Origin of the sequence: Marinobacter sp. SS13-12, assembly GCF_030227115.1 — a bacterium.
Classification (GTDB): domain Bacteria; phylum Pseudomonadota; class Gammaproteobacteria; order Pseudomonadales; family Oleiphilaceae; genus Marinobacter.
Map to the genome: position 1 here is coordinate 171,457 of NZ_JASSUA010000004.1, position 14,678 is coordinate 186,134.

At 56.0% G+C, this 14,678-nt stretch carries 13 protein-coding genes and 1 tRNA gene; 13 read left to right on the forward strand and 1 reads right to left on the reverse strand.

Features of this window, described 5'->3' with window-relative positions; genetic code table 11:
- The first annotated feature begins 85 nt into the window (after window positions 1-85).
- The 5 genes from QPL94_RS18895 to QPL94_RS18915 all read left to right on the forward strand — a co-directional run bounded on the left by QPL94_RS18895 (window position 86) and on the right by QPL94_RS18915 (window position 6,019).
- Window positions 86-1,270, forward strand: a complete 1,185-nt coding sequence (locus QPL94_RS18895; protein WP_285359477.1) for a thiamine pyrophosphate-dependent dehydrogenase E1 component subunit alpha — start codon at window positions 86-88, stop codon at window positions 1,268-1,270.
- A gap of 1 nt (window position 1,271) precedes the next feature.
- Window positions 1,272-2,249 carry an alpha-ketoacid dehydrogenase subunit beta gene (locus QPL94_RS18900; protein ID WP_285359478.1) on the forward strand — a complete coding sequence of 326 codons (978 nt, stop codon included), beginning with the start codon at window positions 1,272-1,274 and terminating at the stop codon, window positions 2,247-2,249.
- A gap of 26 nt (window positions 2,250-2,275) precedes the next feature.
- On the forward strand, window positions 2,276-3,880 hold the full coding sequence (locus QPL94_RS18905) for a dihydrolipoyllysine-residue acetyltransferase (RefSeq protein WP_285359479.1): 1,605 nt from the start codon (window positions 2,276-2,278) through the stop codon (window positions 3,878-3,880).
- Window positions 3,881-3,889: 9 nt separating this feature from the next.
- Entirely contained in the window at window positions 3,890-5,734 is a 1,845-nt protein-coding gene (locus QPL94_RS18910; RefSeq protein WP_285359480.1) for a protein kinase domain-containing protein, read from the forward strand.
- A gap of 208 nt (window positions 5,735-5,942) precedes the next feature.
- Window positions 5,943-6,019, forward strand: a tRNA-Arg gene (locus QPL94_RS18915).
- A gap of 473 nt (window positions 6,020-6,492) precedes the next feature.
- Here the strand turns inward: QPL94_RS18915 and QPL94_RS18920 are convergent.
- Window positions 6,493-8,064 carry an ATP-binding response regulator gene (locus QPL94_RS18920; RefSeq protein ID WP_285359481.1) on the reverse strand — a complete coding sequence of 524 codons (1,572 nt, stop codon included), beginning with the start codon at window positions 8,062-8,064 and terminating at the stop codon, window positions 6,493-6,495.
- 442 nt (window positions 8,065-8,506) lie between these two features.
- Between QPL94_RS18920 and QPL94_RS18925 the strand changes: the two genes are divergently transcribed.
- The 8 genes from QPL94_RS18925 (at window position 8,507) to QPL94_RS18960 (ending at window position 14,521) form a co-directional block, all read left to right on the forward strand.
- Window positions 8,507-10,138, forward strand: a complete 1,632-nt coding sequence (locus QPL94_RS18925) for a bifunctional diguanylate cyclase/phosphodiesterase (RefSeq protein WP_285359482.1) — start codon at window positions 8,507-8,509, stop codon at window positions 10,136-10,138.
- Between the two features lie 381 nt (window positions 10,139-10,519).
- The gene (locus QPL94_RS18930; protein ID WP_285359483.1) at window positions 10,520-10,903 is read left to right on the forward strand and encodes a hypothetical protein; all 384 of its coding nucleotides are present in this window, start codon (window positions 10,520-10,522) and stop codon (window positions 10,901-10,903) included.
- A gap of 110 nt (window positions 10,904-11,013) precedes the next feature.
- Window positions 11,014-11,319, forward strand: coding sequence for a hypothetical protein (locus tag QPL94_RS18935; protein ID WP_285359484.1), 306 nt, complete (start codon window positions 11,014-11,016; stop codon window positions 11,317-11,319).
- 99 nt (window positions 11,320-11,418) lie between these two features.
- Window positions 11,419-11,931: a DUF411 domain-containing protein gene (locus tag QPL94_RS18940; protein ID WP_285359485.1), complete on the forward strand. Its 513-nt coding sequence runs from the start codon at window positions 11,419-11,421 to the stop codon at window positions 11,929-11,931.
- A 10-nt stretch (window positions 11,932-11,941) separates the two neighbouring features.
- On the forward strand, window positions 11,942-12,796 hold the full coding sequence (locus QPL94_RS18945; protein WP_285359486.1) for a WD40/YVTN/BNR-like repeat-containing protein: 855 nt from the start codon (window positions 11,942-11,944) through the stop codon (window positions 12,794-12,796).
- The gene (locus QPL94_RS18950; protein ID WP_285359487.1) at window positions 12,789-13,244 is read left to right on the forward strand and encodes a c-type cytochrome; all 456 of its coding nucleotides are present in this window, start codon (window positions 12,789-12,791) and stop codon (window positions 13,242-13,244) included. Before QPL94_RS18945 ends, QPL94_RS18950 begins: the two co-directional genes overlap by 8 nt.
- A gap of 51 nt (window positions 13,245-13,295) precedes the next feature.
- Complete coding sequence (locus QPL94_RS18955) at window positions 13,296-13,772, forward strand: hypothetical protein (RefSeq protein WP_285359488.1); 477 nt, start codon at window positions 13,296-13,298, stop codon at window positions 13,770-13,772.
- Between the two features lie 26 nt (window positions 13,773-13,798).
- The gene (locus tag QPL94_RS18960; RefSeq protein WP_285359489.1) at window positions 13,799-14,521 is read left to right on the forward strand and encodes a cytochrome c biogenesis CcdA family protein; all 723 of its coding nucleotides are present in this window, start codon (window positions 13,799-13,801) and stop codon (window positions 14,519-14,521) included.
- Window positions 14,522-14,678: the final 157 nt, after the last annotated feature.

Sequence of the window (14,678 nt, forward strand, 5' to 3'; positions counted from 1 at the left end):
TGTCAGGTTGGCTATACTCAAAAAAACATCGACACCCTCACAAGGGGTGTTTTGTTCCTCAGGCCACTACCCCAGGAAGAGGATTATGACAACAACAAAAGCCAAAGTTGCTTATTCCCCGGTTTTTACCGACGGTGCGGAATTCCGGATTCCCACCTTCAAGTTACTGAAGCAGGACGGCTCGCTCTACAAGGGCGCCAAGGCCCCTGAAATCAGTAAAGAGAAAGCCCTGCGCATCTACCGCGCGATGGTCACCACCCGTATTCTCGATGAGCGGATGCTCGCCGCCCAGCGTCAGGGCCGCCTGAGTTTCTACATGCAGTGCACCGGCGAGGAAGCCGCCGTGATCGGCAGTACCGCCGCCCTGGACGACGCCGACATGATCATGGCGCAGTACCGGGAACAGGGCTCCCTGGTCTATCGCGGCTTCACTATTGATGAGTTCATGAACCAGCTGTTCGGCAACGAGCTGGACTATGGCAAGGGCCGCCAGATGCCGGTTCACTACGGTTCCGCCAAGCTGAACTACATGACCATCTCATCGCCCCTGGCCACGCAAATTCCCCAGGCCACCGGTTACGCCTACGGTCAGAAGCTCAGGGGCGAAGGCCACTGCACCATTACCTATTTCGGTGAAGGCGCCGCCTCTGAGGGTGATTTCCACGCTGCCCTCAACATGGCCGCGGTTCATCGCGTTCCGGTGATTTTCCTGTGCCGCAACAACGGCTACGCCATATCCACCCCGGCCGCCGAACAGTTCGCCGCCGATGGCGTGGCACCGCGGGCCTACGGCTACAAGATGGACGTGATCCGTGTTGATGGTAACGACATCCTCGCCATGCACGAGGCCACCAAAGCGGCCCGCAGCCTGGCGGTGGAGCACAATCGCCCGGTCCTGATTGAAGCCATGAGTTATCGCCTGGCCGCCCACTCGTCTTCCGACGACCCGTCCGGCTATCGCAGCAAGGACGAGGAAGCCGTGTGGCGCGAGAAAGACCCCATCCTGCGCATGCGGCTCTGGCTCGAGCGCAAGAAATGGTGGACCGAAGACGACGAGAAAAAACTGCAGGAGAACATGCGCCGCGAAGTGCTCGAGACCATGAAACGGGCGCAGAAACGGCCGCCACCGGCGCTGGATACCCTGGTTAGCGATGTTTACGACGAGGTGCCGCCAGCCCTGGCTGAACAGTTCGACAGGCTCAAGGCCCACATCCGCCGTCATCCGGACGCATACCCGAAGAGTGCAGAACACGCGAAGGGAGGAGCATGAGATGACACAGATGAATATGCTCCAGGCCATCAACAACGCCCTTGATACCGCCATGGCCGCCGACGAACGGGTCCTGTGTTTCGGTGAGGACGTGGGCATCTTCGGCGGCGTTTTCCGGGCCACCAGCAACCTGCAACAGAAATACGGCAAAGCCCGCTGCTTCAACACACCACTGGTGGAACAGGGCATCATCGGCTTTGCCAACGGACTGGCGGCCCAGGGTTCCGTGCCGGTCGCCGAGATACAGTTTGCCGACTACATCTTCCCGGCCTTTGACCAGATCGTGAACGAGTCGGCCAAGTTCCGCTACCGCTCCGGCAACCTGTTCAATGTGGGCGGGCTCACCATTCGCGCCCCCTATGGTGGTGGCATTGCCGGTGGGCTCTATCACTCACAGTCGCCCGAGGCCTATTTTGCCCACACTCCGGGCCTCAAGATTGTGGTGCCGCGCAACCCGCACCAGGCCAAGGGCTTACTGCTGGCTGCCATCCACGACCAGAACCCTACCCTGTTCTTCGAGCCCAAGCGGCTGTACCGCGCCTCCGTGGGCGACGTGCCGGACGAGGACTACCGGCTGCCACTGGGCGAAGCGGAAGTGCTCAAGGAAGGCACGGATGTGACCGTGCTGGGCTGGGGCGCCCAAATGGAAGTGATTGAACACGCCGTCGAAATGGCGGAAAAAGAAGGCATTTCCTGTGAAGTCATCGACCTGAGAACCATCCTGCCGTGGGATGTGGAAACCGTCGCCAACTCGGTGTTCAAGACCGGACGCCTGGTGGTTACCCATGAAGCCCCGCTGACCGGCGGTTTCGCCGGCGAAATAGCGGCGACGATACAGGAGCGTTGCTTCCTGTACCTGGAGTCCCCGATCGCTCGGGTGACCGGGATGGACACACCGTTCCCATTGGTGCTGGAAAAAGAGCACCTGCCCAATCACCTGAAGGTCTATGAGGCCATCAGGTCGAGCGTGGATTTCTAGGTTGATATCAGGACAGGAGAGCAATCATGAGTGATTTTATACTGCCCGATATCGGCGAAGGTATCGTGGAGTGCGAACTGGTCAAATGGCTGGTCAGCGAAGGGGACGTGATCGAAGAGGACCAGCCGGTGGCCGAGGTGATGACCGACAAGGCGCTGGTGGAAATTCCGGCCCCCTACAAGGGCAAGGTGACCCGTCTCTACCATAAGGAAGGCGACATCGCGAAGGTCCACGCTCCGCTGTTCGAACTGGTGGAAGTCGACGGTGACAGTGAAAAGGACGCAGCGCCTCCAGCACCATCGAAAGAAGCCGAAGCTGGCACGAAGGAAGCAGAGCCTGTGCAGGGAACCGCTGGCACCACCACAACCAATAGTGATGAGACCGAAGACTTCATCCTTCCCGATATCGGCGAAGGCATCGTTGAGTGCGAGGTGGTGGAATGGCGCGTGGCCGAAGGCGACGAGATCGAGGAAGACCAGCCGGTAGTGGATGTCATGACCGACAAGGCCATGGTGGAAATTACCGCCCCCAAGGCTGGCCGCGTCACCAGGCTTTACCATAAGCAGCAGGAGATGGCCCGGGTACACTCCCCACTGTTTGCGTTTATTCCCCGCGACCGTGACGAGCCCACCGAGGCAAAAGCCGAATCGAAGGCGGCACCGGAACCCTTACCCGCTACCGCCAAACCGGTTTCAACAGGAGCGCGGCAGCGGATTCCCGCCAGTCCTGCCGTGCGCCGCCTGGTGCGTGAGCATGACCTGAACCTGGCGGATATCGCCGGTTCCGGCAAGGATGGCCGGGTGCTGAAGGCCGATGTGCTCGCCCACCTGGACAAGCCCACTGCGCCGGCGCAAAGCGGGGAAGGCGCCGGCGAATCCCAGCAAGCAAGTCAGGGCAGCGGGCGCAGAATGCCAGAGCGTGAGCAGGAAGTCCGGATCGAACCCATCAAGGGCATGAAAGCGGCGATGGCCCGCAGCATGGTCAAGTCGGCCACCACGATCCCCCACTTCATCTACAGCGAAGACATCGACGTTACGGACCTGCTTAAACTGCGGGAGCAGCTCAAGTCGGAAGCCGAAGCCAGGGGCTCACGGCTGACACTGATGCCATTCGTCATGAAGGCCATGGCCCTGGCGGTTCAGGAATTCCCGGTGCTCAACAGCCGCGTCAACGACGACGTCACGGAAATTCATTATCTGCCCAATTGCAATATCGGCATGGCGGTGGACGGCAAGGCCGGGCTGATGGTTCCCAATGTCAAAAGTGTTGAGAGCCTGAGCCTGCTGGGCATTGCCGATGAAGTGGCCCGTCTGACCGAGGCGGCCCGCTCTGGCCGTGTCAGCCAGGAGGACCTCAAGGGTGGCACCATCACCATCTCCAACATTGGCGCTCTGGGCGGCACCTATGCCTCGCCCATCATCAATGCGCCGGAAGTGGCGATTGTGGCCCTGGGCCGGACCCAGAAACTGCCGCGATTTGATGCCAACGGCCAGGTGGTGGAACGGGCCATCATGACCGTAAGCTGGGCGGGTGACCACCGCATCATCGATGGCGGCACCATTGCGCGTTTCTGCAATCGCTGGAAAGGCTACATGGAATCGCCGCAATCGATGCTGTTGCATCTCGGCTGACGGGGCATCATGGCGCAGAAGACGCAACTGCAGCAGTTCTACATACCTGAAGAGCAGTCGATCTACCTGCTCAGCCATGACGATGCAAAGAAGCTCAAGGACTGGGTGGCACTGTGTGCCACCCAGCTCCGCCAACTGGGTTACCTGGACATAGAACTGATTGGCAAGGGCGCCTACGGCTTCGTGTTCGCAGGCCGTCTGCCAAGCCCGGACAACACCGGCCCCGAACACGTCTTTAAATTCACCCGCATCAATCTGCCACAACATCTACAGGACCGGCTGGAGGACGAGGCCTATATACTGGAGCAGGTTCGCCACCCCAGGGTGCCACGGTTGATCGCCTATCAGCGGGCACACAACCAGCCCATCCTGGTAATGGAACGGGCGGCCGGCCTTAACCTGGAAGAAGTCTCCCTGCGGGAGGGCCGCCTCAAACCACGAGTGGTGATGCGTATCGCCGACCAGCTCGCGGACATCCTGCGCAACCTGCGCCGGGAGAACGGCCCCGCCGGGCGCCCCATCGTGCACGGCGACATCAAACCGTCGAACCTGGTCTTCGACGCCAGCACCGAAAACATCGCCCTGATCGACTGGGGCTCGTCGGTATTTGCTCAGCTCGACGCCAACCTGCAGTTCCTCACCACCAATGTCATGGAGCTGATGTCCGACAATCTGCAGCAGACTAACGCAAGGCTGGGGGATGTCTACTTCATCGGCGAAGAGCAGCTCAACGGCGGCCTGTCGTCTCCCCGCTTTGACGAACAGGGCGCTGCCGGGACGCTCTATGCACTGGCTTCCGGCCAGTCATGCCGTTTTGGCCACCAGGCGATTCCCGCCACCTCCCTGGGCCTGCCCATGGAATTCGCCCGCATGCTGGATGGCATGCTGGCCCCGGACCCGGAGACGCGCCGAAAGGCAGGTGACTACTATCTGGAAGAAATGCCAAGAATGGCCCGCACGGTGATGATCGATCTGCCGGAGCCACCGGTGAACCCACTGGTGCCGGTCTGGACCCGAACCTCGGATCACGAAATCGATACCGTGGTTTACAGTTCCCGCAAATCCTTCCTGCGGCAGGAGGGGGCTCCGGAAACCCTCAACGACGTCAATGACGTGCAGCTGGACCGCTACTACAAGAACTTCATGCAGGGCATGGGGGAAACGGAAAAAGCCTTCCTGGCCGCCGTCAGTCGGCTAGGACGTTACCCCGTGGAAGGTGGCCTCGCCGTGCGCTGGGAATCCGATGGGGTCTACATAGATACCTCGCTGAACCTGCATGACCCCAGCCTGAAGACTGCCTTCATCAGGGCCGTCAACAACATGGTCTACCTGGCCCAGGCCATCTACCGCCAGGGCATCTTCAAAAGCTGCCTGTTCAACGCCCGCAACACCTTGCACATCGACCGCGACGAGCCGGACCAGCCCTTCGTGCCGGAACCCGGCATGCAATTGCGTTATGAAGTCAGCGCAGCGCCAGAGGTGGAAGACGAATCCCGGGTGCATTCCTACTTTGAGGACGGACCGGACCCGGAGGAGTTCCTGGTACTGCCCCAGACCATCATCAATGCACTCGAATCCCTCAACGATATTCACCACACCGGCATGATCATCTTCGAAGCCCTCCCCCGCCACCTCAAGATCCACAGCCACTACCGGCTGCTGGACCCTGACCGTGAGGGAGAATTTTCCCGGCTTCTCGACGAAATCCTGTCAGCGGTAAACCAGATCACCGGCCTGGGCGTCTCCGGCTTCATGAAAATGCCCTACAAGGACACCCGCTTTTTCCCCCACATCGAACGCCTGCCGGAACGTTATTACCCCCGTAACCCCAGAGCCGAAGCCGATTCCATCTGAACCTTTCGACTGTGCGAAACCAGGGCCAATAGGACTGGACAGGACACCCCATCACACGTAAGATTGCGCACTCGAAATTGATGCCAAAGCATTGATTCCGACAACCGCCCGTAGCTCAGCTGGATAGAGCGCCGCCCTCCGGAGGCAAGGGTCAGAGAAAAAATCCGGAACCGAAGGCAACGGTCAAACATGCTAACTTTGTTGAAGACCGCCCGTAGCTCAGCTGGATAGAGCGCCGCCCTCCGGAGGCGGAGGTCAGAGGTTCGAATCCTCTCGGGCGGGCCATTAACTCGGAAAATCAATGAGTTATCATTAAGGCAATCCCCTCACCTGTGGTCATTCGCACCTGAGCAATCCGAAAACCTCCGATTCGATCAGTGACCTTTGCTCGGCAAGATTAAGATCACGAATTTTTCCCTATCAGTGCGCCTGTGCCCAAACGGTGCCTTGGCAGTGCCCAGTCAATTTAGGCCGATGCATCACCACCCATTAACGTGACCTTTGCACGGTTTTCAGTCCACCATCTCTGTGGCACAGCCGCTCTACGGTATTTAAGAAGACAAATTCGCTTGGTAATCTTAACTTTGGTCGCAAAGCGCGCATTCAGATCCGATTGCGAAGGGGCTCGTTAGGCTGTCTTATGCCGCCCATCTCGGGGTAAGTCCAGTTGAGCCTGAGGGGTGTCATGCCTTTCGGGGCAGTCCAGTTCATGAGATTTTGTCCACAGGTTCCGGCAAAGAAAGTGGCATGAACAGTTCTTACGAAGCCATTTGTTGCTGATCCCCGTTAGTGAAGGCAGGCTCCAACGCCACGTGCAGCACAGTGCCCTGCTTGTGATTGGACATGAAGCGTATTTTACCGCCCTGCACTTCAGTCATCAGCTTTGCAGAATAGGTACCCAAGCCCGTGCCCTGTGCTTTATTGGCAGTCGTATACTTGTCGAAGAAAGTGTCTCGCAAATTTTCGGGGATTGTTCCTTTATTGTGGATCAGGAGATTAATCTTGGCTTTTCTGTTCACCATAATATGTACCGTATCGCCAGGTGGAGAAGCTTCGACGGCATTCTTGAGTAAGTTGCGCAACAAGGAAAGACACAGGCTTTCCTCCCCGAGACAAACGCAATTCGAGGCCGGCCTCAGTGATAAGCGGACCTGTTTCTGGTCTGCCTCACTCTGCAGCTCACGGACAACCCGCTTTGCCAATTTGATCAGGTTCACGGATGCTGGCTCGAAGTGGTAGGCACCCGACTCCATTTTGTAGAGATCCAGGGTTCGGTTCACCATATTAAGGGCATCAAAACCCGCGTCTCGCATCGTTTCCAATGCACCTGCGACATGCTTGGTCCAAGGCCCGTTTTGTAACAGCGCGTCAGCGGTAGAAATAATGGCAGATAGCGGACTTTTAATATCGTGGCGCGTCATGCGTTCCACATCTTCGCGCAGGCGGGCATTCTCCAATAAAGCATCAATGTGGTTTCGCAGGTCCTCTTTTGCATGGCGGATTTCAATATGTGTCGCGATGCGAGCCTGCAGCACCGTCGGATCAGCCGGTTTGGTGATGTAATCCACGCAACCGGCCTTGAATCCCCGGGTGATCTCCTTGGACGTTGCATGTGCAGTAAGAAATATAACCGGTATGGCAGCAGTAGAGGGATCACTTTTTAGCTGGCGACACACCTCATATCCAGATGTATCAGGCAGCGCCACCTCCATCAGGACGAGGTCGGGTGTCGCCTGAATATGAATCATCTCCAAGGCCTGCTCGCCATTGGCAGCTGACTGAACATTGTGAAGACGGCCTATGGTAGTGGCCACCGCCCTGTCCGACGAAAGATCGCCGACCAGCAGAATAGTGGCGCTCCCAAAATCGTGGCCAAACGCCTCGTTTGGTGTTTCATGAGCTACTTCCGCAGTTGGGACAATCTCTGCGGGGCCAGCGTGTTTCACCTGATTGGTAATCTTGTTGACCCGATACTGGAGATCCGCGTAGGTAAAAGGCTTGATAAGGAATTGGGTCACGCCCTCGTCAATGGCCTCACTGACCAACGTCCTGTCGCTTTCCGCAGTCACCATCATAAAAGGAATGCTGCGCCAGGCTGGAGTTTTGCGGATCACTTTCAGCAATTCCATGCCGTTCATTTTTGGCATGTTGCTGTCCGAAATAATTAGGTCGACTCGAGTGGTCCCCAACAGGGATAGTGCCTGTTCGCCATTTTCAGCCAGTGAAACATTGTTTAACCCCATCAATCGCAGGCTGTCTTTTACCATTTTTCGCATTGCCGCAATGTCCTCGACAACCAATATGGACATAGACTGGGAAGGAAAAATCATGCCGGCCTCTCAGTGGTTCGGTGAGGGTCACGTACCAGACCAGATGCACATAGCGGTTTTTACGATGCGACCCTTTTCTGGATACAACCTGCGACTTGAGCTTAGTTGCAGCGGTTTAGGAACTCAAATTTGCTGAGAGCGTCTGCGTGTAGGACATGGGGCGTGACTCCTACGATTTTCAATTCGAATCAAATCTTCCTGGTAATTAGTGACGTAACAAATCATTACAGGATAACCGTTATTGTTTGAACTACGATCTCAATGGCTGCCTTAAACAGCAATAATAAGGCAGCCTGCAATTGTGAGTCTCTCAGGTAAACCATCAACAATGAACTGACTATTCTTCAAAGACCCGACCATAAAAGGCAGTTAGATGAATAGAGAGAGTAGTAGCTACCTTCCTACCTTCAACAGTATTTGGCACTCGCAGAAATGGCCACAAATGTCGGAGTTTGCGAGGTCTATTTCTAGACTCTTGTTCATTATAATTTTTTTTGCAGCTGGCACATGGGTGGTTTACTTCACTGGTGGTACAGGATATGCCTACCCCTATGTAATCCTGCTGCCAATTCTGTTATCCACAGTTTGGTTTGGACTACCCGGGGCAATTCTCGGTGCGGTGGCGGGTGGACTTCTCATCGGCCCGTTAATGCCGCTGGACGTATCAACCGATACCTACCAATCGACGGACAATTGGCTGGCGCGAATCGCTTTCTTTCTGCTTATCGGTGTTTTTTCAGCAGGGATTTTCCAGAGCCTTCGGCTAGCCAATCAGCGGCATCTCCATGCACTCGAAATCGATCATAAAACCGGCCTAGGTACACAAGCAGCCCTTAACCGAGACCTCAAAAGGTTACTGCGAAGGACGAGCCAGGATAATCCTTCCTCATCCGCGATATTATTGGTCCGGATGCAGGACCTGTGGGAGATCTTGCAGTCAATGGGTGCTGATACAGCGGAACAGGTGGTCAAAGACCTGGCCAGGCAAATCACTCAGAACATCGAGATACCTCACCAAGTCTACCGGTTCAGCAAATCGGAGCTGGCCATTCTGTTCTCCGTTGAGTCTCAAGAGGAGGTTGATCGCCAGGAAAAAGTGGGCGCCGTTTTTGACATTGCCAAGCGAGTGGGCGAAGAAGAAACCATTGTGAAGGGCATCCCATTTCGCGTTCAGATAGTTGCCGGAAGCTACCTCATCAGAGATAACGATCAGAATCCGGAAATCGTCGTAAACCGCGCGAGAACCGGCTTATCCGTGGCTATCGAGAACAATGTTCCCTACAGGCGTTACGATCCTATGTTCGACCAGAAAACCGCGGAGCGCGTTCAACTGATAGCGCGAGTCCGTGATGGACTTGTCAAACAACAATTCCAGCTGTTTTACCAGCCCAAAATCTGTATGCGAACAGGCCGCCACGTTGGATCTGAAGCCTTGCTGCGTTGGTTTGACCAGGATAATAAGATGGTCATGCCCGGGCTGTTCATGCCCAAGGTTGAAAGTACTTCGTTGATAGACCCTGTAACGCGATTCGTGATCGCCAAGGCCTGTGAAAACATCAAATCACACAATCTCATGTCGGTGAGCATAAATTTCGCGATCGACAACTTGATGAACTCGGCTTTAATCGAGGATCTGGGACGGATCGTAGCTTCTTATGGTGTCAGTCCTGAATCTCTGGAAATCGAAATTACGGAAGGCGCACTGATCCGGGACCCTGAACAAGCAAAAACAGCCGTGAGGAGCTTGCGCGACCAGGGTTTCAAAGTCAGCCTTGATGACTTCGGAACAGGGTATTCATCCTTTCAGTACCTGACGCACTTACCGCTGTCGGGGTTGAAGATCGACCGGGCGTTTGTCGAAAACCTAGAAACCAGCGCTGATGCCCGCACTATCATGGAATCCATGATCTCCATGGCCAAGGCACTAAAACTCGAAGTTACCGTTGAGGGTATTGAGACGGAAGAACAAAGGAAGATTGTCACCGACCTAGGAGCGGATCTGGTTCAGGGGTTTCACTACTCTCGGCCTCTTCCCTTGACCGAGTATCAACAATGGGCGAAAGCCCGTAGTTAGCGTTTTGACAAGTATGGCCGGATTTCAAATTAGCAACTTTAGGAAAAAACAGAAGCGGCTCTAGCTACGGGGAACAGAGTCCAAAGGTCGCAAAGCGAGCATTCTGTTCCACACCCCTTCAACCACGCGTAATCCTTCGTCAAGCCTTTGAATGCCTGGGGGATAACACTCCGTCATATTCGCCCGACTTTAGCCAAACGCCACTTTTGCCAGTTCTCCTCCGCGCCAAAATACAACGTTCAGCCAATTCATCGAAAAGCCCATTCCCTTTCCGACCGGGCGGGTGTGTTTTGGGAATAGAAAAGTGCTAGGATCTGCGGAACTGACAGATTGATTGTATGTCATAGGTCGTGTCCTCACAGCTTGGTGCTTGAAATTAGGATGTCCGCAAAGAACCGCCCAATCATTTCCGTGTTGCTGTCACTGCTTCTGGTGATCAGCGCGCCGGCGTTTGCTTTGTCAAAAGTAGCAGGCGGCCAGGCGGAGCCAGCGATGGCGAATTGCGGCACCATGATGATGGACCAGGCTGAAGACGCCGCTTACTCCTCAGACACAGAAACGGATTGTGTTTCGGCTCCTGAAATGGCGTGCCCAAGTGGCGCTGGTCCGATCAAATGCGGCGTCAGCGTCAGCCTTGCCCTGTTACCGCGGACCTCCATTGGTTTTACTGACACCGGCTCCCAACTACTATTGACCGCGCGAACGGCTCTCTACCAAGATCCATTCCTGACCTCCATTACACCCCCTCCAGAACACCACTCCTGAGTTTTAACCCGGGTTTTTGCCCATCGCGGCAAGCTCTTTAACGTTAATTCTTGCAACAAAGTCCCGTACTTCCGTTCATCCGTAACGAGACTTTAACCGGAGTGAATCAAATGCGTAATCCAAAACTCAAGCTCACCATAACCGCCGCTATTCTGGCAGGCAGCGTCGCCCTCTTCTCCGCCGTTGCCCATGGCGAAGGCGCCGGCATGATGGCCGGCCATTCCGAACACCATGGCATGATGTCCTCGCACGGCATGGAGGGTATGGACGGCATGATGGGGATGATGAACATGATGTCGGATATGTCCCCTGAAGACCGTAAAGCCATGACCGAGGCGTGCATGAAGATGATGCAGGCTCATGGTGGCGATGGCATGCATGGTGGCATGGAAGGCAAAGACACCGGCGCCAAATAACCGTTTGGGCACCCTCATGAACTGAAGTTCTTGGCCGGGGATGCATGCGCATCCCCGAGCCCTGCACTGCACATAAGCGATTCCAACCGAGGATTTTCCATGAAGACCAAAAAACTCGCCCTGTATACGGGTATAGCCGCTATCGTTATCGGCGCTGGCGCCACCACATTGGCCATCCAGGCCGACGAATCCGCCCAGCCATCGGTTGCTCTAGCCGAGAGTGGAGAGACAGGTCAGGCCATCACCATTTACAAGAGCCCCAATTGCGGTTGCTGCCAGTCCTGGGCCGAGCACCTCGCGGCCAATGGCTTTGAGACCCGCATTGTTGAAACCGACAACCTTAATGACATCAAGCAAGAGTACGACGTACCCCGTGATATGGCGTCCTGCCACACCGCGCTGATCGGTGACCTGGTGATTGAGGGACATGTGCCGGCCAATGACATCCTGGACTACCTTGAAGATCCGCAGTTCAACATGGTGGGCTTGTCCGTGCCCGGGATGCCCCATGGCACCCCCGGCATGGAAACCGGCCGGAAGGACGACTACCAGGTCATCGCTTTTAACGCCAATGGCAAACAAGGTGTTTTCCGTGAACACAAGGATTACTGAGGTCAGCCCCATGAAAGCGATGGTTTACCGCCTGAATTCTGCCGTCTCCAGGCTTTTCCTGTTAGCGTTGGTTGCCGTCATGCCGGGCCTGGTTCAAGCCCAGTCTGCGAATGATGGCCAAGCAGTGAAGGCGCTGACGACTGACTCCTCCGGCGCCCTACTGGTGCTTCGGGATAGCGGCCTGCTTGCCGTGGAAGGCCAGAACACTACCGAGATCCCGCTGCCACTGTCCGATTCCGGCGCTCAACCCCGTTCCATGGCAAAGGGCGCAGACGAAAGCCTTTACCTGGCAGGGCCTGGCCTTGGCATCTGGCGCTATGACAACGCCAGCGAGCGCTGGCAATCCCTCAATGACACCCTGCCCTATCTCGAAATCAAGGCCATTGCCGCACACGCTACCCAACCGGACACCCTCTACGCCTATCTCGGAGACGGTGGCATGTTCCGATCCAGGGATGCTGGCGCCGAATGGGTGAAGGTAGACAGTGGACCCCGGGAGCCGGTGCAGGCGTTTCTGCACTCCGATATGCCGGGCAGTATGGAAAGTGGCTGGCTGTTCGCCGGCACCACCCGCGGTGTGGCCCGTTCCATGGACTGTTTCTGCTTCTGGGGCGATGCCGGCGAATTGCGAGGAACTGTTTCCGCCATTGATTACGATCCTTCTGCCCCGGAAAACGTCTACGCCGTGATCGAGGGGCAACTTCACCACAGTTCTGACGGTGGCGAAACCTGGGCTGGTCTTGAGATACCCCAAGCGGTGACCGCCCTGACGTTCTCACCCACGGAAGGACTCGTGGTGGGCACAGAGAATGGGGATCTGCTTTCGCGGAACGCCTCTGGCGAATGGGTGCCTGTTCATGAATAGGTGGTCTTTCGCGCTGGTCTTGCTCGTTGCCCCGGCCCTTGTGATGGCGGGGGGCGCGCCGCCAAACAGTGACAGCGTGCTGACCGAAGTGGCCGAGGGCCGCCAGATTTATGAGCAATACTGCGCCGCCTGCCACGGATGGCAGGGCGAGGGCACTGCCGACTGGAACAAACCGGATGAAAAAGGCGAAATGCCACCACCACCGCACGATGAGACAGGCCACACCTGGCGCCACAGCGATGCCATGTTGTTCCGGATGATTGTCGAGGGATGGCGACATCCCTTCAATAAAACGGATCGGCTGACCATGCCGGCGTTCAAGGACTCCCTCACCGACCAGGAAATTCAGTTAGTGATCGAGTACCTGAAAACGCTATGGACGGAAGACCAGCGCCGCTATCAACGGAGCGAAAGTCAGGACATTAACCAGGCTGAGGGCCCCTCCTGATTTCCCACGGATACCAGACAACACTCACTTTAGATCTCGGGTAACTCGAAAATGTCGTTGAAGCAGCACTTCAAGAAATGGTCATGGTTATTCGGTATCGCCGGTTTCACTCTCTTCATCGCTGCAATCTTCGTCTTGCCGCGGTACCTGAAGCCTGATCCGGATGCCGGTGTCACTTTTTACGCCACCGAGGGGTGCGCACCTTTTGCAGGTCAGTGTATCGGGCGAATGGGCGATCAAACCATCACTGTCGGCTTAGGTAATAAAGCCATCGAATCGATGACAGAGATTCCCGTTCGTGTGCGTCTCGAAAACATGACAGCAGACTCCCTGATCGTGGATTTCGAAGGGCTTGAAATGTACATGGGCGTGGTCCGCACCCAGCTGTTACCGAATGCCCACGGTGTTTACCAGGGATCCATTACCCTGCCGGCGTGCGGTACCGGCAAGATGCTATGGCGGTCGAGGGTTATCATCGACAACGGCCCTTCCAGAGAAGGTATCAAATTTGATTTCTGGGCGGTTTAACGGACTTACAAAACTTAGGGGACTAAATGCCTGATCTTGCAACCTGGGGAATTGCCGCCGCGTTTGCCGGGGGTCTCGTGTCGTTTTTCTCACCCTGCACTTTACCCTTGGTTCCCGGCTACCTGTCGGTTGTTACCGGAGGCGCTCTGACTGAGACTTCAAATCGGTTGAAGGCGTTCTGGCTGAGTCTTTGTTTCGTGATGGGGTTCAGTCTGGTATTCGTCGCCTTGGGTGCAAGCGCCAGTGTTCTTGGGCAATGGCTGATGGCTTATCGTGAAGAGGCCAACCTGGTGGCTGGCGTGCTCATCGTGTTGATGGGCCTGTTTATGCTGGGTTGGTGGAGCATGCCGGCTTTGCAGCGGGATTGGCGCATAGGGCAGTCACTTGAAGGCGGGCGCCCCACTGCCGCCTTTCTACTGGGCATAGCATTTGCTGTCGGCTGGACACCCTGTATAGGTCCCATTCTCGGGGCGATACTGGCGCTCAGCTCCACGCACGCCAACGCCGAAGCAGGAATGCTGTATCTCGCCGCATATTCGCTGGGACTAGCCCTTCCCTTCCTCGGAACTGCCCTGTTCATTGAGCACTTTCGGCAACGAGTCCGTTGGTTCAGTCGCTGGAGTCGACTTCTGAGAGGAATGGCGGGCTTGGTGTTGGTTATCATGGGCGTGATGGTACTTACCGGCCAGATGACACTCTTTGCCTCGTGGATGTTATCGACATTTCCAGTTCTCGGAAGGCTTGGTTGAGTTTCCTACAGCCAAACTAAAGGGTACGGTTCATGGATTCAGGCTCAAATACTGCATATGAACAGGCTTCATGAACAAATGAGGCTGCCTTGTCAATTAACGCATTGTTTTTGAATGCGTTTGTAAGCGCAGCACTTTTAATGAACTGAAGATACCA